25 protein-coding genes are annotated in these 23,558 nt (G+C 66.2%); 12 read left to right on the top strand and 13 right to left on the bottom strand.

What is annotated here, in order from left to right; all coding sequences use genetic code 11:
- Positions 1-28: 28 nt before the first annotated feature.
- A complete protein-coding gene (gene hpaI / locus V9L21_RS16620) occupies positions 29-832 on the top strand; it encodes a 4-hydroxy-2-oxoheptanedioate aldolase (protein ID WP_337313668.1) in 804 nt (267 codons plus the stop codon).
- A gap of 35 nt (positions 833-867) precedes the next feature.
- On the opposite strand, the gene V9L21_RS16615 is transcribed toward hpaI, so the two are convergent.
- From V9L21_RS16615 to araD, 5 genes are all read right to left on the bottom strand, one after another.
- Positions 868-1,407 (bottom strand): RNA polymerase sigma factor, encoded by a 540-nt coding sequence (locus tag V9L21_RS16615; RefSeq protein WP_337313666.1) that lies wholly within the window; start codon positions 1,405-1,407, stop codon positions 868-870.
- Entirely contained in the window at positions 1,404-1,628 is a 225-nt protein-coding gene (locus V9L21_RS16610; RefSeq protein WP_337313664.1) for a YgaP family membrane protein, read from the bottom strand. Before V9L21_RS16610 ends, V9L21_RS16615 begins: the two co-directional genes overlap by 4 nt.
- 118 nt (positions 1,629-1,746) lie before the next feature.
- Positions 1,747-2,736 carry a Bug family tripartite tricarboxylate transporter substrate binding protein gene (locus V9L21_RS16605; RefSeq protein ID WP_337313662.1) on the bottom strand — a complete coding sequence of 330 codons (990 nt, stop codon included), beginning with the start codon at positions 2,734-2,736 and terminating at the stop codon, positions 1,747-1,749.
- 44 nt (positions 2,737-2,780) lie between these two features.
- A complete protein-coding gene (locus tag V9L21_RS16600; protein ID WP_337313660.1) occupies positions 2,781-3,491 on the bottom strand; it encodes a ribonuclease activity regulator RraA in 711 nt (236 codons plus the stop codon).
- 51 nt (positions 3,492-3,542) lie between these two features.
- Positions 3,543-5,270, bottom strand: coding sequence for an L-arabinonate dehydratase (gene araD, locus V9L21_RS16595; protein WP_337313658.1), 1,728 nt, complete (start codon positions 5,268-5,270; stop codon positions 3,543-3,545).
- A 112-nt stretch (positions 5,271-5,382) separates the two neighbouring features.
- On the opposite strand from araD, the gene V9L21_RS16590 reads away from it, so the two are divergent.
- A complete protein-coding gene (locus V9L21_RS16590) occupies positions 5,383-6,078 on the top strand; it encodes a GntR family transcriptional regulator (RefSeq protein WP_337313656.1) in 696 nt (231 codons plus the stop codon).
- A gap of 52 nt (positions 6,079-6,130) precedes the next feature.
- On the opposite strand, the gene V9L21_RS16585 is transcribed toward V9L21_RS16590, so the two are convergent.
- The gene (locus tag V9L21_RS16585; RefSeq protein ID WP_337313654.1) at positions 6,131-6,679 is read right to left on the bottom strand and encodes a MarR family winged helix-turn-helix transcriptional regulator; all 549 of its coding nucleotides are present in this window, start codon (positions 6,677-6,679) and stop codon (positions 6,131-6,133) included.
- 219 nt (positions 6,680-6,898) lie between these two features.
- Here V9L21_RS16585 and V9L21_RS16580 point away from each other — a divergent pair, with 219 nt between their 5' ends.
- From V9L21_RS16580 to V9L21_RS16570, 3 genes are all read left to right on the top strand, one after another.
- Positions 6,899-7,879 carry a tripartite tricarboxylate transporter substrate-binding protein gene (locus V9L21_RS16580; RefSeq protein ID WP_337313651.1) on the top strand — a complete coding sequence of 327 codons (981 nt, stop codon included), beginning with the start codon at positions 6,899-6,901 and terminating at the stop codon, positions 7,877-7,879.
- 138 nt (positions 7,880-8,017) lie between these two features.
- Positions 8,018-8,155 carry a hypothetical protein gene (locus V9L21_RS16575; protein WP_337313649.1) on the top strand — a complete coding sequence of 46 codons (138 nt, stop codon included), beginning with the start codon at positions 8,018-8,020 and terminating at the stop codon, positions 8,153-8,155.
- A gap of 130 nt (positions 8,156-8,285) precedes the next feature.
- Positions 8,286-10,850: an ATP-binding protein gene (locus V9L21_RS16570; protein ID WP_337313647.1), complete on the top strand. Its 2,565-nt coding sequence runs from the start codon at positions 8,286-8,288 to the stop codon at positions 10,848-10,850.
- A 32-nt stretch (positions 10,851-10,882) separates the two neighbouring features.
- Here V9L21_RS16570 and V9L21_RS16565 read toward each other — a convergent pair whose 3' ends face one another.
- On the bottom strand, positions 10,883-11,371 hold the full coding sequence (locus V9L21_RS16565) for a DUF2231 domain-containing protein (RefSeq protein WP_337313645.1): 489 nt from the start codon (positions 11,369-11,371) through the stop codon (positions 10,883-10,885).
- A 236-nt stretch (positions 11,372-11,607) separates the two neighbouring features.
- Between V9L21_RS16565 and V9L21_RS16560 the strand changes: the two genes are divergently transcribed.
- Positions 11,608-12,051, top strand: coding sequence for a low affinity iron permease family protein (locus tag V9L21_RS16560; RefSeq protein ID WP_337313643.1), 444 nt, complete (start codon positions 11,608-11,610; stop codon positions 12,049-12,051).
- Entirely contained in the window at positions 12,048-12,470 is a 423-nt protein-coding gene (locus V9L21_RS16555) for a DUF6766 family protein (RefSeq protein ID WP_337313641.1), read from the top strand. Before V9L21_RS16560 ends, V9L21_RS16555 begins: the two co-directional genes overlap by 4 nt.
- Before the next feature lie 28 nt (positions 12,471-12,498).
- Here V9L21_RS16555 and V9L21_RS16550 read toward each other — a convergent pair whose 3' ends face one another.
- From V9L21_RS16550 to V9L21_RS16530, 5 genes are all read right to left on the bottom strand, one after another.
- Positions 12,499-13,293 carry a DUF899 domain-containing protein gene (locus V9L21_RS16550; protein WP_337313639.1) on the bottom strand — a complete coding sequence of 265 codons (795 nt, stop codon included), beginning with the start codon at positions 13,291-13,293 and terminating at the stop codon, positions 12,499-12,501.
- A 92-nt stretch (positions 13,294-13,385) separates the two neighbouring features.
- The gene (locus tag V9L21_RS16545) at positions 13,386-14,462 is read right to left on the bottom strand and encodes an RNA methyltransferase (RefSeq protein WP_337313637.1); all 1,077 of its coding nucleotides are present in this window, start codon (positions 14,460-14,462) and stop codon (positions 13,386-13,388) included.
- 42 nt (positions 14,463-14,504) lie between these two features.
- Positions 14,505-15,935, bottom strand: coding sequence for an MFS transporter (locus tag V9L21_RS16540; protein WP_337313635.1), 1,431 nt, complete (start codon positions 15,933-15,935; stop codon positions 14,505-14,507).
- A gap of 3 nt (positions 15,936-15,938) precedes the next feature.
- On the bottom strand, positions 15,939-16,907 hold the full coding sequence (locus V9L21_RS16535) for a Bug family tripartite tricarboxylate transporter substrate binding protein (RefSeq protein ID WP_337313633.1): 969 nt from the start codon (positions 16,905-16,907) through the stop codon (positions 15,939-15,941).
- Positions 16,908-16,958: 51 nt separating this feature from the next.
- Positions 16,959-18,368 carry an amidase gene (locus V9L21_RS16530; protein WP_337313631.1) on the bottom strand — a complete coding sequence of 470 codons (1,410 nt, stop codon included), beginning with the start codon at positions 18,366-18,368 and terminating at the stop codon, positions 16,959-16,961.
- Positions 18,369-18,479: 111 nt separating this feature from the next.
- Here V9L21_RS16530 and V9L21_RS16525 point away from each other — a divergent pair, with 111 nt between their 5' ends.
- The 4 genes from V9L21_RS16525 (at position 18,480) to V9L21_RS16510 (ending at position 21,903) form a co-directional block, all read left to right on the top strand.
- On the top strand, positions 18,480-19,379 hold the full coding sequence (locus V9L21_RS16525; protein WP_337313629.1) for a LysR family transcriptional regulator: 900 nt from the start codon (positions 18,480-18,482) through the stop codon (positions 19,377-19,379).
- 56 nt (positions 19,380-19,435) lie between these two features.
- Complete coding sequence (locus V9L21_RS16520; RefSeq protein WP_337313627.1) at positions 19,436-20,035, top strand: TetR/AcrR family transcriptional regulator; 600 nt, start codon at positions 19,436-19,438, stop codon at positions 20,033-20,035.
- A 125-nt stretch (positions 20,036-20,160) separates the two neighbouring features.
- Positions 20,161-21,162 carry an NADP-dependent oxidoreductase gene (locus tag V9L21_RS16515; RefSeq protein WP_337313625.1) on the top strand — a complete coding sequence of 334 codons (1,002 nt, stop codon included), beginning with the start codon at positions 20,161-20,163 and terminating at the stop codon, positions 21,160-21,162.
- A 36-nt stretch (positions 21,163-21,198) separates the two neighbouring features.
- Positions 21,199-21,903 (top strand): SDR family oxidoreductase, encoded by a 705-nt coding sequence (locus V9L21_RS16510; protein ID WP_337313623.1) that lies wholly within the window; start codon positions 21,199-21,201, stop codon positions 21,901-21,903.
- Between the two features lie 12 nt (positions 21,904-21,915).
- On the opposite strand, the gene V9L21_RS16505 is transcribed toward V9L21_RS16510, so the two are convergent.
- Complete coding sequence (locus V9L21_RS16505) at positions 21,916-23,055, bottom strand: hypothetical protein (protein ID WP_337313621.1); 1,140 nt, start codon at positions 23,053-23,055, stop codon at positions 21,916-21,918.
- A gap of 214 nt (positions 23,056-23,269) precedes the next feature.
- Here V9L21_RS16505 and V9L21_RS16500 point away from each other — a divergent pair, with 214 nt between their 5' ends.
- Complete coding sequence (locus V9L21_RS16500) at positions 23,270-23,545, top strand: hypothetical protein (protein WP_337313619.1); 276 nt, start codon at positions 23,270-23,272, stop codon at positions 23,543-23,545.
- Positions 23,546-23,558: the final 13 nt, after the last annotated feature.

The following is a 23,558-nucleotide window of genomic DNA, read 5'->3' as shown; positions in this document are numbered from 1 at the left end:
CGACAACACCTGCCAAAGAGACATACCCATGCCCGCCCACAACTCCTTCAAGACAGCATTGGCCGAGCGCCGGCCGCAAACCGGCCTCTGGCTTTCGATGGCCGACCCGTATATGGCGGAGGTGAGCGCCACCGCCGGGTTCGACTGGCTGCTGATCGACGGCGAACACGCGCCCAACGACCTGCGCTCGACCCTTGCAGCACTGCAGGCCGTGGCGCCGCACCCCGCACAGCCGGTGGTGCGGGCGGTTCACGGCGACACGGCGCTCATCAAGCAACTGCTCGACATCGGTGCGAAGAACCTGCTGGTGCCGATGGTCGACACGGCGGAACAGGCGCGCGCATTGGTGTCGGCCACGCGCTATCCGCCACTGGGCATTCGCGGCGTCGGCAGCGCCGTGGGGCGCGCATCGCAGTGGAGTGGGCGCACCGACTACCTGGACATTGCCGATGAAGAAATCTGCCTGCTCGTGCAGGCGGAAACCGTGACGGCGCTCTCCAACCTGGGGGAAATCTGCGGCGTGGATGGCATCGACGGCGTCTTCATCGGCCCAGCCGACCTGGCCGCGTCCATGGGTCATCGGGGCCGGCCCGGGCATCCGGAGGTGCAAGCTGCCATCGAAGCCGCCATGCGGACCATCGTGGCGTCCGGCAAGGCGGCGGGCACGCTCACCTCAGACCCGAAGCTGGCGCGCCGCTACCTCGAGCTCGGCTGCACCTTCGTTGCGGTGGGCGTCGACCTGCTGCTGTATGCCGGTGCCGCACGAAAGCTGGCGGCCGACTTCAGCGGCGCGCCAACAGCCGCCGAGCCGGCGTCTCGCGCGGCCTACTGAAGCCCACACGTCCTCCAGCACAGCGGCGCATCGGGTCACCCTTCCTGATTCCAGTAGCCGCCGTTCATCAGGCTTTCCCGCACCATCGCGCGGGCGCGATGCAGCCGGCTCTTCACCGCCTCGACGCTCAGGCCCAGGCTTGCCGCGACTTCGGGGGCGGTCAGTTCCTCGACGTCGCGCAAGACCAGCGCAACGCGGTAGGGCTCGGGAAGCGCGGCAATCGCCTTCGTCAGGTCGAGCCGCAGGTCGGTGGGAATTTGCGGCGCTGCGGTTTCTGCAGCGGAAGGCTCCGAAAGAGCGCCGCCTGAAGAGCTGCGCCTGAATATGCGGTAGCACTCGCGCTCGACGATGCGGAACAGCCAGGTGGCAAAGGCGGCCACCGTGCCGAGCGTGCCGATCTTTGTGTGCAGCTGCCACAGCGCCACCTGCACGGCATCTTCGGCATCTTCGCTGTTCGCGCATGTCCGGCGCGCGAATCGCTTCAGATCGGGCTGGCATACGGCGAGCAGTTGGGACAGCGCCCGCTCGTCTCCCGCGCATGCAGCCTCGATGAGCGGTGCGGACGCACGGATCATTTCGCCGCGCCCGTCGCTTTTCGGCCGAGCATCGCGCAGGCCGGGCAGAAGCCGACGATGGCGGTGGACGCAAGCACTCCGGCCGTGGCAAACCCCAGGAGGCGAAGCGTCCCGGCTGGCAGAAAGTAGAACGCGCCTGCTGCGGCGAAGGCGCCCAGGCACATGCGAACGATTCGCTCCCAGGCGGGGAGATTGCGTTTGAAATGGAACACGTTGAACACTCCGGTTGATGTTGACCCTTGCATAGAGGGCGCATCACGGCCAGAAGGATTCAGGAACTTTAAAAGAAATTCCGGCCCGGGCCGCAAAGCCCCGGGCCAGTTCCACGGCGCCGCGGTTTCAGTCGGCGGTGGCGCCCGACTTCTTCACCAGCTCGGCCCAGCGCGGAATCTCGCGGGCCATGTGGTCGCGCAGTTCTTCAGGCGTGCTGGCCGCAATGTCCATGGCCAGCTGGCCCGAGAGCTTGGCCTGCACGTCGGGCTGCTTGAGCGCCTTCACGATCTCGGCGTTCAGGCGCTGGATGATGGGCTTGGGCGTGCCCTTGGGCGCGTACACGGCCTGCCATGACGACATCTCGAAACCCGCCACGCCCGATTCGATCATGGTCGGCAGCTCAGGCACCAGCGCAATGCGCTTGCCGGTGGTCACGGCCAGCAGCTTGAGCTTGCCGCTCTTCACCAGGGGCAGCGCAGCGGTCACCTGATCGAACATGAAGGGCACCAGGCCCGATGCAACATCGGTCATCGCGGGCGGCGTACCTTTGTACGGCACGTGCGTGAGCTTCACGCCGATCATGTCGGCGAACATCTCGCCGGCCAGGTGCGTCGATGTTCCCGCGCCCGAAGAAGCGAAGGTGCGCTTCGATTCGTCTTTCTTGAGCAGCGCAATCAGCTCGGCCACCGAGTTCACGCCGAGTTGGCTGTTGACGATCAGCACGTTGGGCAGCCGGCCAACCAGCGACACCGGCTCGAAGTCCTTCATCGGGTCGTAGGGCAGCTTCTTGTAGAGGCTGGCGTTGATGGCGTGCGTGCTGATGGTGCCGCCGAACAGCGTGTAGCCGTCGGGCGCGGCCTTGGCCACATAGGCGGCGCCGATGCCGCCGGCCTGCCCTGGCTTGTTGTCGACCACCACCGACTGGTGCAGGCTCTCCTGCAGCTTGTTGGCGAGGATGCGGCCCACGATGTCGGTCGATCCGCCGGCCGTGAACGGCACGACGTAGGTGATGGTCTTGGCGGCTGGCCATTCGGTTTGCGCGAGCGCCAGGGCGGGGGCAAGCGCGAATGCGGATGCGGCGAACAGCAGCCGCGCGGCGCGATGAATGAAGGGCATGGTCTTGTCTCTCGTTGTCGTTGTCAGATGAATGGAAGTTGGCGTCAGCGGCCGTGGGCCTGCCGCCAGGCAGCGAACTCGGTGCGGCTTTGCTCCTCGGTCGGCGGATAGAGGCCGAGGATCGAGCGGCCTTCGAGCACCTTCTCCTGCACGAAGTCTTCGAAGACGGTCATCTCCGTGGCCTCGGCCGCAACTTCGTCGGCAATGTCCGCCGGAATCACGATGACGCCCTCGGCATCGCCCACCACCACGTCACCTGGCCACACGGCCACGTCGCCACAGCCGATGGGCACGTTGATGTCGATGGCCTGGTGCAGCGTGAGGTTGGTCGGCGCGCTCGGGCGCTGGTGGTAGGCGGGGAAGCCCAGCTTCGCGATGTCGGGGCTGTCGCGAAAACCTCCGTCCGTGACCACGCCGGCCACGCCGCGCTTCATGAGCCGGCTCACCAGGATGCCGCCGGCCGATGCGGCGCGCGCCTCCTTGCGGCTGTCCATCAGCAGCACCGCGCCCACAGGGCATTGCTCCACGGCCTGGCGCTGCGGATGGCTGCGGTCGTTGAACACGGTGATCGGGTTCAGATCTTCGCGCGCAGGCATGTAGCGCAGCGTGAAGGCCTCGCCCACCATGTTGGGCAGCGCCGGGTTGAGCGGGTGCACGTTCTGGATGAACTGGTTGCGCAGGCCGCGCTTGAACAGGGCCGTGCACAGGGTGGCGGTGCTGACCTGCATCAGCTTCTCGCGGGTTTGGGGATTCACGTCGGGGTCTCCGTTTGCTTGGTCGTTGGTTCGGTACAGGAACAGCGGTCTTCAGAAAATGTCGGGCTCGGGCACCGGCTTGCCGAACGCGGTTTCGAGAAAGTCGAAGTCGCAGCCTTCGTTGGCCTGCAGGATGTGGCGGCCGAACATCCATCCGTAGCCGCGCTCGTAGCGCGGCGGCGGCGGTGTCCATGCGGCTTTGCGGCGGGCCAGTTCCTCGTCGCTCACTTCCAGGTGAATGCGTCGTGCGGGCACGTCGACGGAGATGCGATCGCCTGTGCGCACCAGCGCCAGCGGGCCGCCGACGGCTGCTTCGGGCGAGCAGTGCAGCAGGCAGCCGCCGTAGCTTGTGCCGCTCATGCGCGCGTCCGACAGGCGCAGCATGTCTTTCACGCCCTGCTTCAGCAGCTTGGTGGGAATCGGCAGCATGCCCCACTCGGGCATGCCGGCGCCGCGCGGGCCGGCATTGCGCAGCACCAGGATGTCGTCGCCGGTCACGTCCAGTTCGGGATCGTCCACCGCCTTCTTGAGCGCAGGGTAGTCGTCGAACACCAGCGCTCGGCCGGTGTGCTGCAGCAGGTGCGGCGCACATGCGCTCGGCTTGATCACCACGCCATCGGGGGCGATGTTGCCGCGCAGTACGGCGAGCGCGCCTTCGGCGTAGATGGGGTTGTCCAGAGGCCGGATCACGTCGTCATTGAACACCTCGGCACCTTCGATGTTCTGGCCGATGGTGCGGCCGTTGACCGTGCGCGCCTCGGTGTTCAGGTGGCCGCGAATGCGCTCCAGCATGGCGGGCAGGCCACCCGCGTAGAAGAAGTCTTCCATCAGGTAGGTGTCGCCGCTCGGCCGGATGTTGGCGACCACCGGCACCCTGCGGCTTGCGGCATCGAAGTCGTCCAGCGTGACCGGGTGGCCGGCGCGGCGCGACATGGCGATCAGGTGAACGATGGCGTTGGTGCTGCAACCCATGGCCATGGCGCAGGCAATGCCGTTTTCGAAGTTGGCGCGCGTGAGCATCCTGGCGGGCGTCAGGTCTTCCCACACCATTTCGACGATGCGTCGGCCGCATTCGGCGCTCATGCGCACGTGGTTGGCATCGGCGGCCGGAATGCTCGATGCGCCAGGCAGCGAAAAGCCCACGGCTTCGGCAATGCCCATCATGGTGGCCGCGGTGCCCATGGTCATGCAGGTGCCATGGCTGCGCGCAATGCCGGCTTCCATCTCTTGCCAGGCTTGGTCGCTCAGCTGGCCGGCGCGGCGCTGGTCCCAATATTTGAACGCGTCCGAACCGGAGCCCAGCACCTGCCCCCGCCAGTTGCCGCGCAGCATGGGGCCGGCGGGCAGGTAGATGAACGGGAGGCCCATGCTGAGCGCCCCCATGGTGAGGCCCGGCGTGGTCTTGTCGCAGCCACCCATCAGCACGGCGCCGTCGATGGGATGGCTGCGCAAGAGCTCTTCTGTCTCCATTGCCAGGAAGTTGCGATAGAGCATGGTCGTCGGCTTGACCATGCTCTCCGACAGCGAGATGGCCGGCAGCTCGAGCGGAAAGCCGCCGGCCTGGAAGATGCCGCGCTTGACGTCGTCCACACGCTGCTTGAAGTGCGAGTGGCACTGGTTGGCATCGCTCCAGGTGTTGACGATGGCGATGATGGGTTTGCCGACCCAGTCGGTGGGCGCGTAGCCCATCTGCATCACCCGCGAGCGATGGCCGAAGGAACGGAAGTCGTCGGGTGCGAACCAGCGGGCGCTGCGCAGGGTGTCGTAAGAGCGTGGCATCGGAGGGGCTGAAGCGAAAGGGCTGAGGCGAAAGGGCTGAAGCGTGGTCTTCGTGGAATCAACTACATTAAAACACTAATATATCAGTTCAGCAAAGCGAGAATTCCGCCGAATGACCGCCCTCACCCGGATCCGACTCGACCGCACACGCCTCGCAGCACCCCAAGTGCTCGAAAAGCTGCGCGACGCCATTCTTTCGCTCGAACTGGTGCCCGGCACGGTGCTGGTGAGGCAAGAGCTGGCCGACAGGTTCGGCGTAAGCCAGACACCCGTGCGCGAGGCCTTGCTGCGCCTGGCCGAAGAAGGCCTGGTGGACGTGTTTCCCCAGCACGCGACGCTGGTGAGCCGCATCGACATCGACGCGGCCCGGCAGGCGCACTTTCTGCGCCGCTCCATCGAGCTGGAGATCGTGCACCAGCTGGCCGAGCAGGCAACGCCCGACCTTGTGGCGCAGCTGAAAACACAGATCGCGCTGCAGGCGACCTTGGCGGCGGAACGGCAGTACAGCGACTTCGTCGGCGCCGACCGCAAGTTTCATCACCTGATGTACGAGGCCGCTGGTGTGCCGAGCCTGTGGGACATGGTGAGCCGCGTCTCGGGCCACGTCGACCGGCTGCGGCGCCTGCACCTGCCCACCGCGGGCAAGACCGAGGCGATTCTTCGCGACCACCGCGCCATCGTGCGGGCCATTGCGCAGGGCGACAGTGCCGGCGCGCAGAAGGCGCTGCGCGAGCACCTTTCGGGCACGCTGAGTTCGCTGCCCGAAATTTGCGCGCGGCATCCCAGCTTTATCGTGCCGGGGAGCTGAAGGCCGGACCTCCGCGATTCGCTTGCGAATGCGCGCCGCGGGCAACAGGCCGCTAAGCCGTGCCGGGCTCTGGCCAGCGGTGTCGCGTGCCGCCCGAGCGGCGGTTGGCCTTTTCCACCACGGCGCCCTGCGCACTCAGCGCGTTCCCGCGCTCTTCGAGGTGACGCAAGCACTGCAGAAAGATGTCCAGGTGCGCGGGCTCGATGCCGTCGAGCAGATCGGTGTTGAGCCCCGCGATGCGCGGAAACACCTTTTCGTAAAGCTCCCGGCCCGAGGCGCTCAGCCGCACATGCACTTCGCGCCGGTCGTCGGCGTCCTGCCGGCGCACCACCAGCTTCTTTTCGACCAGGCCCCGCAGGCCGCGCGAGGTGCGCACGCGGTCCAGGTGCAGCTGCGCGGCCAGTGCGGACGACCGCATCTCGCCCTGCTGCGCGAGCGTGGCAATCATTCCCCATTCGCGGCGCGTGATGCCGAAGCCGCCCTCCACCAGCCGCGTGGCCATGCCGCTGCTGGTGCGCACCGCGCGCGAGAGCCGATACAGCAGCAGGTCGTCCAGGGAACTGGGCGCGCGCAAGGCGCCTGCATCGGGAAAAGCTTGCATACCTTGCGTGCTGTGGATGAAAAGGTTCTAACGGGTGCGATGAGGCGACGGCGCAGTGTGACTCGCATGCCTCAGTTGGCAATTGATGGATTAGATCAACTGATTGTTGCTTACGTATAAACCAGTAACAAATTACACGGGTTGAAACGAAGCGGGCCGGCGATTGTCGCCGTGAAAACCTGCGCGCACCCGTTCGCCAATAACGCCGCAGGAGGACCCATGTCTGTTTTTCTTTCCCGCCGAAAGCTCACGGCGTGGTGCCTGGCGCTCGGCGCCTGTGCCGCCCCCCTCGCCCATGCCCAGGCACCCGTTCTGGACGGCCCGCTCACTCTGGTGGTGGGCTACACCGCCGGCGGCAGCACCGACCGCGTCGCGCGCCTCGTGGCCGAGCGGCTGGGCCCGAAGCTCGGCGTGGCAGCCACGGTGGAAAACCGCCCGGGCGAAGGCGGCCGGCTGGCAGCCAAGGAGGTCAAGCGCGCGCCGGCCGGGCAGAACGTGCTGATGCTCGGCAACCCCGCCGTGATGGTGGTGGCACCGCTCGTGTTCAAGGACGCAGGCTACGACCCGGACAAGGACTTCGTGCCGGTGTCGCAGGTCAGCAGCTACGACTTTGCGCTGGCCGTGGGCAACAAGCTGCAGCTCGACCGCGCGATGTTCCTGGTGGGCCGGCTCTGGGCGCATCCGGAAGAGGCCGTCTTCGGCGTGCCCGCAACCGGCAGCCTGCCCCACTTCTTCGGCCTGATGGTGGGCGATGCGCTCAGCGTGCAGCCGCAGATCAAGGGGTACGGCGGATCGGCGCCGCTCTCGGCCGACCTGAGCGGCGGCAACCTGCCCATTGCCATCGACACGCTCGACTCGCTCTATGCCCAGCACCTGGCCGGCAAGATCCGCATCCTGGCCGTGTCGGGCAAGAAGCGCGTGAGCTTCGCCCCGGCCATTCCCACCTTCCGCGAGGCCGGCATGAAGATCGATGCCGACGGCTGGAACACCTTCTTCGCGCCCTCCACGATGCCGCCTGCCAAGGTGCAATTGCTGGCCACGGCAATCCGCGAGGTGATGCAAGACCCGGCGCTGCAGAAGGCCGCCAATGCCTCCTACATCACGCCCATCGTCAGTACGCAGGCCGAGACCGTGCAAATGCTCAAGGCCTTTCGGCAGCAATGGGAGCCGGTGGTGCGCCGGTCTGGCTTCCAGCCCTGAGCCGTGGCGGAGTCTTCCTGTCATGGGGTTCGGCGTTCAGGCCCGGCGTCGCGACGTCCTACACGCCGATATTACGGATGACCGCTGGACGCCGAAGCAAGTTGGCTATGCTCGAACTCCAAAATAGAAAGGCTCCCCATGAAGAAACTACTCGCTGCACTCTTCGCAACCGCAATGCTCGGCGGCTGCGCTGTCTACACCGACGGCCCGGGACACGGTGGCGGCGGCTACGGCAAGCAATGCCCGCCCGGACAGGCAAAGAAGGGCAACTGCTGATCCTGAAATTGCCGGACGCACGCGCGTCCGGCATTCAGTGGGGGCCGGAACGCCCTATCCTGTAAAGCGCGTGTCGGACAGTGTCCTGTGATGTATGCCGATGAGTCGGACAGGCACGAAAATGTGCGGCATGAGCGCTCATCTCCTCCCAGCCAGCGACACCGGCGCCTCCTGCGCACACCAGGTGCAGTTCTACGACGACGAGAAAATCCTGATCGCGTCGGCAGCCGACTTTCTGGCCGAAACCCTGGCTGAAGGCGGTTGCGCCCTGGTTCTTGCCACCGAGGCGCATCGCCGCAGTTTCCGCATGCGCCTGTCCGGGGTTTGCCCCGACGACAACATCGTCTTCGTGGACGCGGCGGAAGCGCTCGGGCAAATTGTGTTGAACGGCAAGCCCGACGAACGCCTGTTCAACCAGCTGGTCGGCGGCCTGCTCGACACACTGCAAGGCCGCGGAAAGCTCCGCATCTACGGCGAGCTGGTCGCTCTTCTTTGCGCGGACGGCAAGCATGAAGATGCGCTCTTGCTGGAGGGCTACTGGAACCGCCTGGGCACCCGGCGCGAGTTCGAGCTTTTCTGCGGCTATCCGCTCTCCGTATTCCCGGGCACGGCGCACGCCGCCGTGTTCCGCCATGTGTGCCAGGCGCATTCCCGGGTGATACCCATCGGCGGCACGGCCATCATGGCGCCCGCCGAGATCGCGATGCTCCAGCAAAAGGTGCTGTCGCTCGACGACGAGGTGCTGCGCCGGCGCCAGGCGGAAGAATCCACGCGTGCGCGCGAGCGCGACCTGGCCGACTTCGCGGAGAACGCCGCGGAAGGCCTGCACCAGGTGGCGGCCGACGGCACGATCCTCTGGGCCAACCGGGCGGAGCTCGAGCTGCTGGGCTACAGCGCCGACGAATACATCGGCCAGCACATTTCGCGTTTTCATCTCGACCAGCCAGTCATCCAGGACATTCTCAAGCGGCTCAGTGGCGGTGAAACGCTGCGCAACTATCCGGCCCGCCTCGTCTGCAAGAACGGCGCCATCAAGCACGTTCTCATCCAGTCGAACGGCCGATTCGAAAACGGGGTGCTGCGCTACACGCGCTGCTTTTCGCGCGACGTTACGGAGCGTGTGGCGCGCGAGGAAGCCGAGAGCGAACGAAACGACCTGCTGCGCCAGGCGCCTGTTGCCGCGGCCTTGCTGGTGGGCGCCGAACACCGGTTCGAACTGGCCAACGATGTCTACAAGTCGATGGTGGGCAAGTTCGACCTCGAAGGAAAAACCTACGAGCAGGCACTGCCCGAGCTTTGCGCGCGCGACGACACGCTGCGCATCTTGGACGAGGCCTTCGAATCGGGACGCCCCTACGTGGCCGAAGAACACCTGACACTCGTCGAGCGCGCCGGCAGCGGGCGCTTCGATGAACGCTATTTCAAGCTCAGCGTGCAGCCGCTGAAGCGGGTCGACCGCCTGTACGGCCTGATGCTGATTGCCGTGGACGTGACCGACTTGGTCGCCGCACGGCGCGGGCAAGAGCGGGCGAGCGCCGAGCGCGAAGCGCTGCTGCGCGATCTCGAACGCGCCAGCCGCGCGAAGGACGAATTTCTTGCGGTGCTCGGGCACGAACTTCGCAACCCGCTGGCGCCGATCGTCACCGCGCTCGAGTTGATGAAGCGACGCGGAGACCTCAAGACCTCCAAGGAGCAGGACGCCATCCACCGCCAGGTGCAGCACCTGATCCGGCTGGTCGACGACCTGATGGACGTGTCGCGCGTGACCCGGGGCAAGTTGACGCTGCGCGAAGAAACAGTCCCGCTGGCATCGGTGATGGCAAAGGCCGTCGAAATGGTGAGCGTGCTGATGGAGCAGCGCCAGCACACGCTGAATGCCGTCTATCCCGACAGCGCGATGCTCTGGCATGGAGACCCCACGCGCCTGGCGCAGGTGATCAGCAATCTGCTGACGAACGCCGCGCGCTATACGCCCGTGGGCGGCGTCATCCGCCTGGAAGCGCGGCAGGAAGAAGGCAGCGTGGTGATCTCGGTGACCGACAACGGGCGGGGCATCGAAGCAGACGCGTTGCCCAAGGTCTTCGACCTGTTCTACCAGGGGGCGCAGACCATCGAGCGCGCCGCGGGCGGGCTCGGTGTGGGCCTGGCGCTGGTCAAGAGCCTGATTGCCGCGCACAACGGCACGGTGGAAGCCCGCAGCGCCGGGCCGGGACAAGGCAGCGAGTTCACGGTTCGCCTGCCCCTGCCCTCCAGCGACCAGCTGAAAGCCGTTGCGCCCAAGGCGCTGGCCATCTCGCGAGGCACGGGCCTTCGCCGGAGGGTGTTGATCGTGGACGACAACCAGGATGCCGCGGACCTGCTCGGCGCGATCTTCCGGGAACATGGGCACGACGCGCGGGTGGCCTACGACCCGGCCGCGGCCCTGACGCTTGCTCCATCGTTCAAGCCGGAGATCGCTTTTCTGGACATCGGCCTGCCGGTGATGGACGGCTACGAGTTGGCCGCGCTGCTGCGAAAAGAACTGGGTGAAGCCGCGCCCCTCAAGATTTTTTCGCTGACCGGATTCGGCCAGCCGGCCGACCGCGAAAAAAGCATGCGTGCCGGCATGGACGGCCACTTCGTGAAACCGGTGGAAGAAGCCCAGGTGCTGCAGGCTGCACTGTCGGTCGACAGGGCCGAACGAGCCCAGGCTTGACGCTAGTGCCGGCCTGAGTGCGCTGCGCCGGCTTACTTGCCGGCTGCAATGTGCCGCTTGTGCAGCGAGCTGGGCGCGTTGATGCTGGCGTCTTCATCGACGCCTATGCCCAACCGGTCTACCAGCTCGCCGCCGAGCCAGGCAGTGACCATTGCAATGGCCGCACCCGCAAAGGCCCACACCATTTGCCCCAGGCCCGGGGCGTAGTCCCTGTCGCGCAGGAAAAAGCTCAGCGCGAACAGCAGCAGCACGAGCACATTGCCGCCGCCGTGCATTGCGCCGATGCGCTTGGCCCGCGTGCCCGCCGGAATGCCCAGCCAGTCGATGGTGCCGAAAGGCGCGGCAAGAAGCCCGCCGACAAGGCCCGCCGCAATCATCCAGTAAGAGACCGCCGCCATGACCGGGCTGTTTCCGACCAGGTAGACGATGTCGAACACCACCGCCGTGGCGAGAAGCCCGAGCGGAAACACCACCAGCATCTGGTGTACCGGATGGCCGAGTAGACGAGCTCTTGCGTGCATGGGTCACCTCCATTGGCTGAAGCCGCTAAAGCCGGTATGTGAGCCACAACCGAGTTCCGCCCGCGCAAGCAACAGCCGCCAGAGCGGGTCGGTACTTTCCTACTCCAAGGCTCAGGCCCGCCCGCGCGGCACTGCCTGCAAATGGCTGGCCGCTCACATGCTCAAGCGGAATTTTCAACCCCGTTTTATGGGCGATGGATGACGCCCCGCCGCTGCCGATGCAGCACCCTTTGCGCATGGACAAGTTCTTTGCAACCTTTGCGAATGCCACGGCGCGCGCAGCCGGCAGTCCATTCGCCTTTCTGCTTTGCATCGCGCTGGTTGTTGCCTGGGCGGCCTCAGGTCCCTTCTTCCAATTTTCGGAAAACTGGCAGCTGACCATCAACACCGGCACCACCATCGTCACCTTCCTCATGGTGTTCCTGATCCAGAACACGCAAAACCGCGACGGGGTTGCGCTTCAGACCAAGCTGGACGAGCTGATTCGCTCGTCCGCAGCGGGCGACGAGTTCATCGGCATCGAGAAGCTCACCGACAAGGAGCTGGCCGTGCTCCACGAAAAGTGCGAAGCGGCTGCGAAGAAGAGCCATGCGGCCCTGGACAAGACACGGGATGAGCGTGCGCGCCGCGCCCACAAGGACGCCTCTGAAACAGCAACTCGAGCGGAAAGCACTACATGAAGAAATCCATCTGGAAACTGTACGGCTATGGCTGGGTCACCCTTGGCTTCTTTCTCTTGTCGTTGATCGGGCACTGGGTCTTCGGCTGGTTCGCGTATGTGGACGAGCAGAAGAATTTCGGCGCTCCGCCGGAGATGTCGGGCTACCTCATCCAGATGTCGAGAGACACGCTGGAAAACTGGCAGTCCGAGTTCCTGCAGCTCATCTGGCAGATCGGCGGACTGGCGTTTCTTCTGTATGTCGGCTCTCCGCAATCGAAGGAAGGCGACGACCGCATGGAGGCCAAGATCGACGCGATCCTGGCAGCGGTGGACCCGAAGAACGCCGATGCCTTGATCGACGAGATCGACCAGGAATATGCGGGGAGGCACACCGACCAGCGCTGGACGAGGATGGCCAAGCAAGGCTCGTCGAAGTAGCGCGAAAAGGCGAGCCCTCGAAGCCGCGTCAAGACTTGGCGCGTGCGCTCTGCTCCCGGAACGCCGCCTCGCCCGCGGCCGACACCTCGGCCCATTTCTTGTCGGACACGGCATCGGCGGTATAGCTGTCGTGCCAGTTCCACCACTTGTAGGTCGGCGTCTGCGGGTAGCCCCCGGGCGAGTCTTCCCACACCTCCTGGCGGCCCAGCGGCGTGATGTCGAGGTAGTTCCAGGTGTTGCCCATCTGCTCGTCGCCGCGGTTGTTCAGGAAGTAGGTTCGGAACACGCGGCCGCCGTCGCGGTAGAACACGTTCGTGCCGTGCCATTCGTCCACGCCGAAGTCGGCATCGAAACTGTCGGTGAGCGTGAACCACGGTATCTGCCAGCCCATGCGCGCCTGGAGCCGCGCAATGTCCTGCTGGGGCGCGCGCGAGACGAACACGAGCGTGGTGTCGCGTGCGTTCAGGTGGGCCACATGGGCCACCTGGTCGGCCACCATCGAGCAGCCCCGGCAGGCGTGCTCCGGCCAGCCAAACACGCCGGGCTCGAAGAAGGCTCGGTACACGATCAACTGGCGCCGTCCTTCGAACAGGTCTGCCAAGCTGGCCTTGCCCCTAGGCCCTTCGAAGGCATAGGTCTTCTCCACGACCATCCATGGCATTCGCCGGCGCTCGGCGGCCAGGGCATCGCGCGCGCGGGTTTGTGCTTTTTCCTTTACCAGCAGCTTTTCGTAGGCGGCTTGCCATGCCTTGGGCGACACGACGGGAGGCGTGTTCATGGCGGGGCGTGCGTCTTTGGGTCCGTTCTCGGTGGATGCAGTCATTGCTCGAATCTCCTGGGTTGGCGGACTCCCCTGCCCCGTGGCCGAAGCGCGATTTGTCCGCTGTTTGCTCACCGCTCGTCGGCGGCCAGGAGTCAGTTTGGCGCCGCAGGCCGAAGACCGGGAGTAACAAGATTGGCGGGATTGCGGTTCGCCCGCTCCAACCGCACCGGCACCTCTGAGACGCGTGCCCTCAGTTGGCCGCAGCCGCCGTCGATGTCTTGCCCGGCCGAGTTGCGCAGCTTGGTGAGGATGCCGCGCTGGTGCAGCGTGCGGGCCATCTCCTTGCAGCGCTCCCACGACGGGCGGCTGAACGCCACGCCGTCCACTGCGTTGAAGGGAATCATGTTCAGCACGCCGTACTTGCCGGACAGCAGCCTGACGATGCCTTCGATCTCGTCCGGCCCGTCGTTGACGCCTTCGAGCAGCGTCCACTGGTATTGAATGGGGTAGCCGGTGGCTCGTGCATAGCGCTCGCCCGCGTCGACCAGTTCTTCTGGCGTGATGCCCGGCGCGCGCGGCAGGAGCTTCTTGCGCAGTTCGGGCTTGGTGGTGTGCAGCGAAAGCGCCAGCGCGGGGCGCACGCGTTCTTGCGGCAGGCGCTCGAACACGCGCGCGTCGCCCACGGTGGAGAACACCAGGTTCTTGTGGCCGATGTTGCCCACCGTGCCGAGCAGCTCGATGGCTTCCAGCACGTTGTCCAGGTTGTGGGCCGGTTCGCCCATGCCCATGAACACCACCTTGCGCACGGGCCGTCGCATGCGCGCAAGGGCGACCTGGGCAATGATCTCGGCGCTTCCCACCTGGCGCAGCAAGCCGTCCCGGCCGGTCATGCAGAACTGGCACCCCACGGCGCAGCCGACCTGCGACGACACGCACAGGCCATCGCGAGGCAGCAGCACGCTCTCCACGGTCTGGCCGTCCGCCAGGGCAACGAGCAGCCGCTCGGACCCATCGGCGCCGGGATGCACGGTGTGGATGCGCGCCAGCCCCGCAAGCTCGGCTTCAATGGACGGCAGGGCTTCGAGCAGCGAAGACGGAAAGAAGCTCCCAGGCAGGCGCCTGCCGCTGTTGCGCGGCAGCGCGTGCGACCACAGCCGCAAGATGCGCTGCTCGTGGCTGGGGCCCGCGCCGGCTTCCCGCAGCCGTTGCTTGAGTTCGTGTATTCGCATTCACTGAGAGAGGATCGAGATGCGGCCAATTGTGCACGGAGGTCAATCCGGGTGCGGTGTGCGGCTGCATGCGATCAGCACCGCGCCCGCAAGGCAAAGCACCGCCAGCAGGAACAGCGCGCTGCCGGCACCCCGCGTAAAGGCGGCCACGTCTGCAGTCGAAAGCGTTGCGCCGCCGTTGCCAAGAATCGTGCGCTGCGAACCCGGGGAAAGACCCGCCAGCGCCATGCTCAGCGCGAGCGCGGTTCCCACCATGATGCCGGTGTTCTGCAAGGTCGATCGCACACCGTTTGCGATTCCGCGCCGCACCGGAGCCACGCTCTGGAGGATCGACGCATTGTTCGGCGTGACGAAGCTGCCGATACCCAGGCCGAGCGCCCACAGGCCGATGGACAACTGCATGCCCCCCATTTCTGGCCGCAGCAGCGCGCCCAGGAACGCCAATGCGCATCCGGCGAGCAGCATGGCGCCCACGCAAAGAGTTTCCGCCCGAAAGCGCCGCAGCAGAATGCCCGCCACCGGCGCGGCCATCAACATGCCCACGGCCACCGGTGCGATGCGCAGACCCGCCTCCGAGGCCGCCAGGCCTGCGCAAGCCTGCAGATACAGCGCCACCAGCAGCAAGGGCGCGGCTTGCGTCATCGAAAGAAGCAGGATGCCCGCGTAGGCCGTCCGCCGGCCCCGGTCGGTGAACAGCGACGGGTCGACCAGCGGGCTGGCCACGCGCATCTGCACGCCGCAGAAAAGCACGACGGCCACAGCGCCTGCGAGCATGAAGGCCCACACCGGCGTGCTCGTCCATCCGCGGGGTCCCGCCATCGAGAGCGCATAGATCACGCAGCCGATGCCGGCGAAGGAAAGCGCCGCGCCCGCGAGGTCGAAACGCTCCGCCTGAACCATCGGGCTTGCCGGCAGCACCTTGCAGGACCACGCCAGCACGCAAAGCCCCAGAGGCACGTTGAGCATGAAAAGAACGCGCCACCCCCACCACGACACCACGAAGCCCCCGGCCAATGGCCCCACGACCTGCGCCAGGGCCGCAACCATGGCAAGGACGCCAAGCGCCAGGCCCATCTTGCGGCGGCCGAACGCATCGCTCACCAATGCGCTGGCATTGGCCATGACGCCGGCCGCTCCCACGGCCTGTCCGATGCGGCTTGCCAGCATGAATCCGGCGGTAGGTGCCAGGGCGCATGCCGCGCAGGCGGCCACGAAAAGCGCGAGACCGGCAAGAAAGAGCCGGCGGCGCCCCCACAGGTCGGCCAGCCGCCCGAAGCTCAGGATGCAGACCGTGCTGACCAGCATGTAGGACAGCAGGATCCAGCTCGCCTGCGTGGGCGATGCATGAAGGCTGCGTGCCACGGCGGGCAACGCGACATTGAGCGCGCTGAGATTGAGAAAGCACAGCAGCGCGCCCGCACTGGCGGCGGCGAGCACCGGCCAGCCCGCCTTGTCCGCATCGTCGGCCGCCACCCCTCAGTCTTCGCTCTTGAACCCCGACGCCTTGACGATGGGACGCCAGTACACGCGGTCCTCGTCCATGATCCGCTTCGTTTCCGCGCCGGAAAGCCCCGTCGGCTCCAGGCCCATGCGATCGACCTGCGCGCGGACTTGCGGCTTGCGCATGGCGGCGACGAAGGCGGCCTCCAGCTTTGCAACCATCTCCTTGGGCGTGCCGGCCGGCACGAATGCGGCGTAGGAAGCGTTGGCGCGGTCGAACGCGTCGTAGCCCGCTTCCTTGATGGTCGGAACATCGGGCAGCCAGCTCACGCGCTTGGTTCCCGCTACGCCCAGTATCCGCAGCTTGCCCGCGCGGTGGAGCTCGAGCTGGCTGGCCAGCGCATCGGTGCCCACCGGCACGTGGGCGCCGACGATGTCGGTTGCAAGCGGCGCGCCGCCCCTGTAGGTCACCGGTGCGAGCGGCACGCCGATGGCCTTGGACAACTGCAGCACGCTGAAGTGCAGCCCGCCTCCGAGGTTCGTCAACCCCACGCTGCCGCCGGTCGGGTTCTTCTTGAGCCACGCAACGTATTCGGGAACGGTCTTGAACGGCTGGTTCGCGCCCGCGGAAATGACGCTGGGCACATACGCCAGGTGCGCAATGGGGATGAAGTCCTTCTCGGCGTCGTAGTTCAGCCGCGAATAGGTCATCGGAAAAAGCACGAACGGCGGCGTGCTGCCGAGCAGGATGGTGCGGCCATCGGGCCGCGAGGCCTTGACGGCTTCGATGGAAATCCGGCTCGACGCGCCGGGGCGGTTCTCCACCAGCACGGACTCACCCAAGGCCGTGCGCAAGTCCTCGGCCAGCGAGCGCGCCAGGTTGTCGAGCGCGCCGCCCGGCGGAAAGCCGATGACCAGCCGCACGGGCGTGTTGTCGGCATGCGCGCCGGCGCCGGTCAAGGCAATCGACGCACCGAGAAGAAGTGTCTTGAGTAACGAGGCCATGGTGGAGGTACCTGCAGGGTTGAAAGACGAACGGAGGGGCGGACGGAAGACTCAGAAGGCCAGCGTGGGCAGCGCGTTGGCGGGCCGGTGTGTCGCTTCGAAAGACGCCGCGGCTTGCAGCAACTGCAAGTCCTCGCGAAACCGGCCGACGAGCTGCATGCCGATGGGCAGGCCGTCGCGGCCCGCGCCGCACGGCAAGCTGATGGCGGGATGGCCCGTGAGGTTGAAAGGCATCGTCCAGGGAAACCAGTTCGGCCGCACCTCGGCATAGGCCTTGCCGTCGATCTCGATGGGGTCGAACAGGTCCTGGTCGATTGGCAGGGCCGTTCGCGAGAGGGTCGGCGTGAAGATGAAGTCGTTCGCCTCCAGCTGCGCCTGCACCTTGCGAAAGAGCGCGGTCCTGGCAAACATGGCCTGCTGGAACGCCACCCCGTCGACATGCTCCGCGAGCGCGAGCTGCCGCAGCAGCGACGGACTCAGCTCGCCGGCGTGGGCCTCGGCCAGCGGAGCGAAGCGGCCGCGCCAGCTGGTGTGGTTGATCACCCGCCACACCGGCTCCACGTCGTACCCCTCGCCCGGCATCTCCACGAGTTCGGCGCCCATCGAACGCAGTGTTGAAAGAGCCCCCTCGAATGCGGCCGCGACGTCGGCGGAGATCGGCCGCCCCTCGGGCGCCGCGCAGTAGAGAACCCGCTTGCCGCGAAGATCGCCGCCGGACTGCAGCGCATCGAAGTAAGGCTGCGCCGGTACGCCCAGCGACCATGGGTCGGAGCCATGGGGGCCCGTCATGGCCTGCAGCATGAGCGCGGTGTCGGCCACGTTGCGTGTGGTGGGCGTCACGTAGGTGTAGTTGCCGAATGCGTCCTGCACCTGGCTGTGGGGCACCACGCCCAGGCTCTGCTTCAGGCCCACCACGCCGTTGCAGGCCGCGGGAATGCGGGTCGAGCCGCCGCCGTCGGTGGCAATGGCCAGCGGCGCCACACCCGCCGCCATGGATGCGGCCGCGCCCCCGCTGGAGCCGCCGCTCGTGCGCGCGGCATCCCATGCATTGCGGGTGCTTCCGAAAAGAGGCGCATCGGTCAGGCACTTGGCGCCGAACTCCGACGTGGTCGTCTTGCCGATGAGAATGCCGCCCGCCTGGCGCATACGGGCGACAGCCAGCGCGTCCTGCGTGGGAACATGGTCGCGGTGCAGCAGGGAACCGTAGGTCGTCCTCACGCCCGCGGTGTCGACGATGTCCTTCACCGTGAACGGCAAGCCGTGGAGCAGGCCCGATGCCTCGCCCCGCATCAATGCGCTTTCCGCCTCCCTGGCTTGCGCCATCGCCTGCTCATGGCACAGCGTGATGAAGCAGTTCAGGTGCGGCTGCACCGCATCGGCGCGGCGCAACACCTCTTCGACGATCTCCACCGGCGAGAGCTTTCGCTGAGCGACAAGGGTGCGCAATGCCACGGCGGACATTTCGCAGATTTCGGACTTCGGAAGGTGCGGAAACTCTTTCATGCGCAAATGATTGACGCACCGCACATCCCGGTCCAATACTGTTTTCTGCAAAACACATACGATCGGCGTATGGCTGCACCAGACTTCAGAACGCTCCGCTACTTCGTGGCCGTTGCCGAGGAGCGCAGCGTCGGCAAGGCGGCGCGCCGGCTCAACATGGCCCAGCCGCCGCTGTCGGTTCACATCAAGAACCTGGAAGCGGCGGTGGGCACGCCCCTGTTTCGCAGGGCCGCGCGCGGCATGGAAATTACCGACGCCGGCAACGCCCTCTTCCAGCGGGCGAAGGAGGCGCTGCTCCTTGCCAACGAAGGCTTCGACGCGGCACGCGCCATCGGCTCGGGCAGCAGGGGCCGGCTCACGGTGGGGACCATGGTCGTGCTTTCCTACCTGGTGCTTCCCCGGCTCGAAAACATGCTGCGGGCAAAGCTGCCGGACGTGGAAATCCAGTACGTGGAGCTGAACGCGGTCAACAACGTCTCGGCCGTCACCGATTCGGAGGTGTCCGTGGCCATCTGCATTCCGCCCATTGCGCAGCCGGGAATCGCGGTCGAGCGCATCGGCACCCAGCCATTGATGCTGGCCGTGCGCGCCGACTCGCCCCTGGCCCGCATGTCCAGCATTCCACTGGAGCGGCTCTCGGCGCTGCCCCTTATCGGGCTGCCCCTGCCCCCGGGCGGCATCGACAAGTCCGTTGTCGCATCGATGCTCCGGCGGCACGACGTCAGCATGCCGATCGCGCAGCGCGTCGAAACCATGGTGTCGGCGCTGGCGCTCGTGCTGGCGGGCAAGGGAGTGGCAATCCTGCCTGCATGCGCCCGCATCGGCCGGCCTCCCGGCGTGGTGTTCAGGCCTTTGCGCAACGCCGATGCAAAGATGGACATCGCCGCCTGCTGGCGCAGCGATTGGCAGAGCCCGCTGATCGAGCCCTTCCTGGCGTGCGCGCGCGCGTCGCTGCGGCAAGCCGCCTAGCCGATCAATTCCGCGTTGCCGAAAAGGTCGGCGTACGCGTCTTCTTCAAAAAATGTATGATGCGCATCATGCGAAACGCAAAGCACGGAACTCGAACCTCGGCCAAGGAAGCCTCGCACGAGCGCATCGTGTCCGCTGCCGCGCGCGCCATTCGCCGCAGCGGCTACGGCGGAACCGGGGTCGCGGACATCATGAAGGAGGCCGGCCTGACGCACGGCGCCTTCTATGCCCATTTCGAATCGCGCGAAGCGATGCTGGCAGAAGCGGCGAGCCGGGCGTGTGCCGAGTCGGCCGCGGTGGCGGTCAACGTCGCGGCCAGCGCGCCGCCCGAGCAAGCGTTGGCGTTGATGCTTCGCACCTATCTTTCGCCCGAGCATGTGGCGCAGGTCGAACTCGGCTGCCCCCTTGCCGCGCTGGGTTCCGAAACGCCGCGCCAGGCGCCGGAGGTGCGCCGCGCCACCACGCGCCACGTCAAGGAAATGATCGATCTTGTCGCCCGCCAGTCGCCCGACTGGGGGCAGCCCGGCGCGCACGAACGGGCCCTTGTGACGGTCGCCACCATGGTGGGAACGCTGCTGCTGGCTCGCGCGGTCGACGAGCCGGCGCTGTCGGCCAGCCTGCGCGAGGCCGCATTGAAGCACCTCGGCGCTGCTTGAATCCGCCGCCCAACGATGCCTGTTTTTTCGCCTGAAAATATGATGAACATCATGCGAAATGAAGACAAATATTCCGGCATCGATGCCGTTCGCAAACCTGGGTCCGCCAGGAAACAAGGAAGACCATGAAAGCTTTTGTTCTTGACCGCTACGGCAAGAAGCGGCCGCTGCGAGCGGCGGAGATGCCCACGCCGGAGCTGCGCGACGACGAGGTCCTGGTCGAGGTTCATGCCGCCGGCGTGAACCTGCTCGACGCCAAGATCAGGGACGGCGAGTTCAAGCTCATCCTGCCCTACCGCCTGCCGCTGGTGCTTGGCCACGACGTGGCAGGAGTGGTCGTGAAGGCCGGCCCGCGCGTGCGGCAGTTCAAGCCGGGCGACGAGGTGTATGCGCGCCCCGATGATTTCCGCATCGGCACCTTTGCAGAGTTCGTCCCGGTCAAGGAGGCGTCGCTCGCGCTCAAGCCCAGGAACCTGACGATGGAGGAAGCAGCCTCCATTCCCCTGGTGGCGCTGACGGCTTGGCAGGCGCTGGTCGAGAAAGCCGGGCTCAAGAAGGGCCAGAAGGTTTTCATCCAGGCGGGCTCCGGCGGCGTGGGCACCTTTGCCATCCAACTGGCCAAGCACCTGGGCGCCACAGTCGCCACGACGACAAGCGCGTCCAATGCGGCACTGGTCAAGAGCCTGGGTGCGGACGTGGTCGTCGACTACCGCACGCAGGACTTCGAAGATGTCTTGAAGGACTACGACGTGGTGCTGAACAGCCAGGACGGCAAGACGCTTGAAAAGTCGCTCCACGTGCTCAAGCGCGGCGGAAAGCTCATCACCATCTCCGGACCGCCCGACCCCGAGTTCGGCAAGCAAAGCGGCGCACCCGGCTTCGTGAAACTGGTCATGCGGCTCCTGAGCGCGGGCATCCGGCGCAGGGCCAAGGGCCGCGGCGTCGGCTTCTCGTTTCTCTTCATGAGGGCGAACGGGAGCCAACTACGCGAAATCACCCGCCTGTACGAGGCCGGCACCATCCGCCCGGTGGTGGACCGCGTGTTCCCGTTCGAGTCCGCCAATGAAGCCCTGTCCTATGTCGTCGCAGGCCGCGCAAAGGGCAAGGTCGTCATCAAGGTCAAGTGAGCTTCGTTCGTCCCCTATCCCTCTCTGGAGATTCCCATGAAGATCGAAAATTCCGTTGCTCTCGTCACGGGTGCCAATCGCGGCATCGGCCTGGTGTTTGCACGCGAGCTGCTCGCCCGCGGCGCGCGCAAGGTGTATGCCGGCGCACGAAACCCCGTGGCTGTGACGCAATCGGGCGTTCAGGCACTGCGGCTTGACGTCGACAACCCGCAAGACGTGGCGGCCGCTGCCGCGCAAGCGTCTGACGTGACGCTGGTGATCAACAACGCCGGCATTGCCCAGGTGGGAGGCTTTCTCGCAGCCGACAGCGAAGAGGTTGCGCGGCGCATCTTCGAGACCAACTTCTTTGCGGTGCTGCGCATGAGCAAGGCCTTCGCGCCGATTCTCAAGGCCAACGGCGGCGGCGCGCTGCTCAATGTGCTGTCGGCTGCATCATGGGCGAACGGCGGCGAGCTGGCGGCCTATTCGGCCAGCAAGTCGGCGGCATGGTCGCTCACCAACGCATTGCGCAGCGAACTGTCGGCGCAGCAGACCCAGGTGCTGGCGCTGCACATGGCCTATGTCGATACCGACCTGACGCGCGGGTTCGACGTTCCCAAGACCAGCCCCGAAGACATCGTCAAGCGGGCGCTCGACGGGCTCGAAGCGGGCGAGGACGAAGTGCTGGCCGATGAAATCACCCAGCAGCTCAAGCGCGGCATGACGGCGCCGCGGCCCAGCTACCTTCCGCAGGCCACCTGAGCCGCGCCGGCCCTAAAGATCGAGCCGCAGCCCCGCGAGCTTGCAGTTCTCGATCTCGACGGCGAAGCGCATGTGTGCGCCCTCGATCAGGAGCTGCAGCTTGAGCCGAGCGGTGATCCTGTCGCAGCCCAGCTGCACGCCCTTCCACTCCGCAGCCGCATCGCGGGCCGAAAGCGAAGCCATCTCGACGGTCAGGCCCTGGCCGAGCGCATCGGAGCGCATACCGACTGCATTGCGCCCTTCGCCGCGGCCCTCCATGTGCGCCTGTGCACCCGGCACCGCGAGAACTCCATCGCCAAGCTGCACTTCGCCCGAAATCGCCGTGCGGCCGAGCAGCAGGCGCGCCTGCTCGGTCAGCCCCTGGCCGTGGCCGCCCATGCACTGGCGCAGCATGGCCTCGGCAAAAGCCTGCAAGTGCAGCTTGCCGCGCTCGGAAACCCACGGGCTCAGCAAGGCACCGCGGCGCTCGAACTCCACACCGGCAAGCGGCGCCGAAGCGAACTGGTACAGGTAGCTGCGGCCGTTCGGCGCATCGACGTAGAGCCCGAGCCGGCTCACGCCCATGCGCGAATCCGGGCCCACGTGCTCGACCGTCGCGTCGTTGAAGTCGATCTGCCCATGCCTGATGGGCACCGTGACATCGGCGTCGAACAACAGGTGCGCATCGGTGATCCGCCCGCGAATCGTGCCCTCCGCTTGCCCGAGCGGTCCGAGGCGCCACGCGTCGGCCGCTGCCTGGGGCGTGGTGGCAATCCCGGCAGCCGGTGCCGCGCCGCCCGCATCCTGCAGGGCATGCAACGCCGTCTGGATTTGCGGCGGCATGACGAAGGGCCCCTGCAGCCTCACTCCCGAGAGCTCGGCTTCGGCCGCCTGGACGGAGGAGAGGCTCAGCACGCCGGCATCGGCAGTGCGCACCTGGCCTGTGAGTGCATGCACGGCGATGCGGCCGATCTCGAGCACCAGCGGCCCTGACGCGAACTGAAGCGAGGTCGCTTCCAGCTCCTGGACAGTGACCTCGAGCACGCCTTCCTGGGTGGATTTCTTCCAGGCCAGGCCTTCGAGCGAGCAGCGGTTGCGAGCGGCCCCGCCAGAAGGCCCGAGCTCCAGCCCCAGAAGAAGATCGACAAGAGAAACCGCGAGTGGGACGGTCATCGGCCTTTTGTACCAGACATCGCGGCGGAACAATTCACAGCGATATATGCAGTAAGTCTTTCTACTACCACCAGACCGTAGCCATTTGGCGCATAGGTGGTAACCCGCGCAGGTGCTACAACCAATGGACCGCGAGGGGGGCGCGGTCGGGCACGTGGATTGCCCCCGAGGTGTTTCCCCCCGCAAGGGTCAACGCCTGCAATCGGAGAATCGAATGCCGCTTTCGTTCTTGAACAGGCTGCAGCATGTGCAGCTACCGGTTCGAGTCGCCAATCCGGAAGAGATCCGGCACGTCTCGGTGCTCCTGGCCACAGGCTTGATCGAGGCCGAGATCACGACACTCAAGCCGACTTCGCCCTATGTATCGTCGCGCATGGCCACCGTGATCCGCATCACGGAAGACGGCCATGCCGAGATAGCGAAGATGGGCAATGTGCCGGCGCCGATCAAGACCTTCATGCAGTTCAACCGGGGATTGCGGTTGATGTGAAAGACGGCGCCGG

This window comes from Variovorax sp. CCNWLW235, from assembly GCF_037204085.1.
Lineage (GTDB): Bacteria > Pseudomonadota > Gammaproteobacteria > Burkholderiales > Burkholderiaceae_C > Variovorax.
This window is presented reverse-complemented; position numbering and strand designations above follow the sequence as displayed.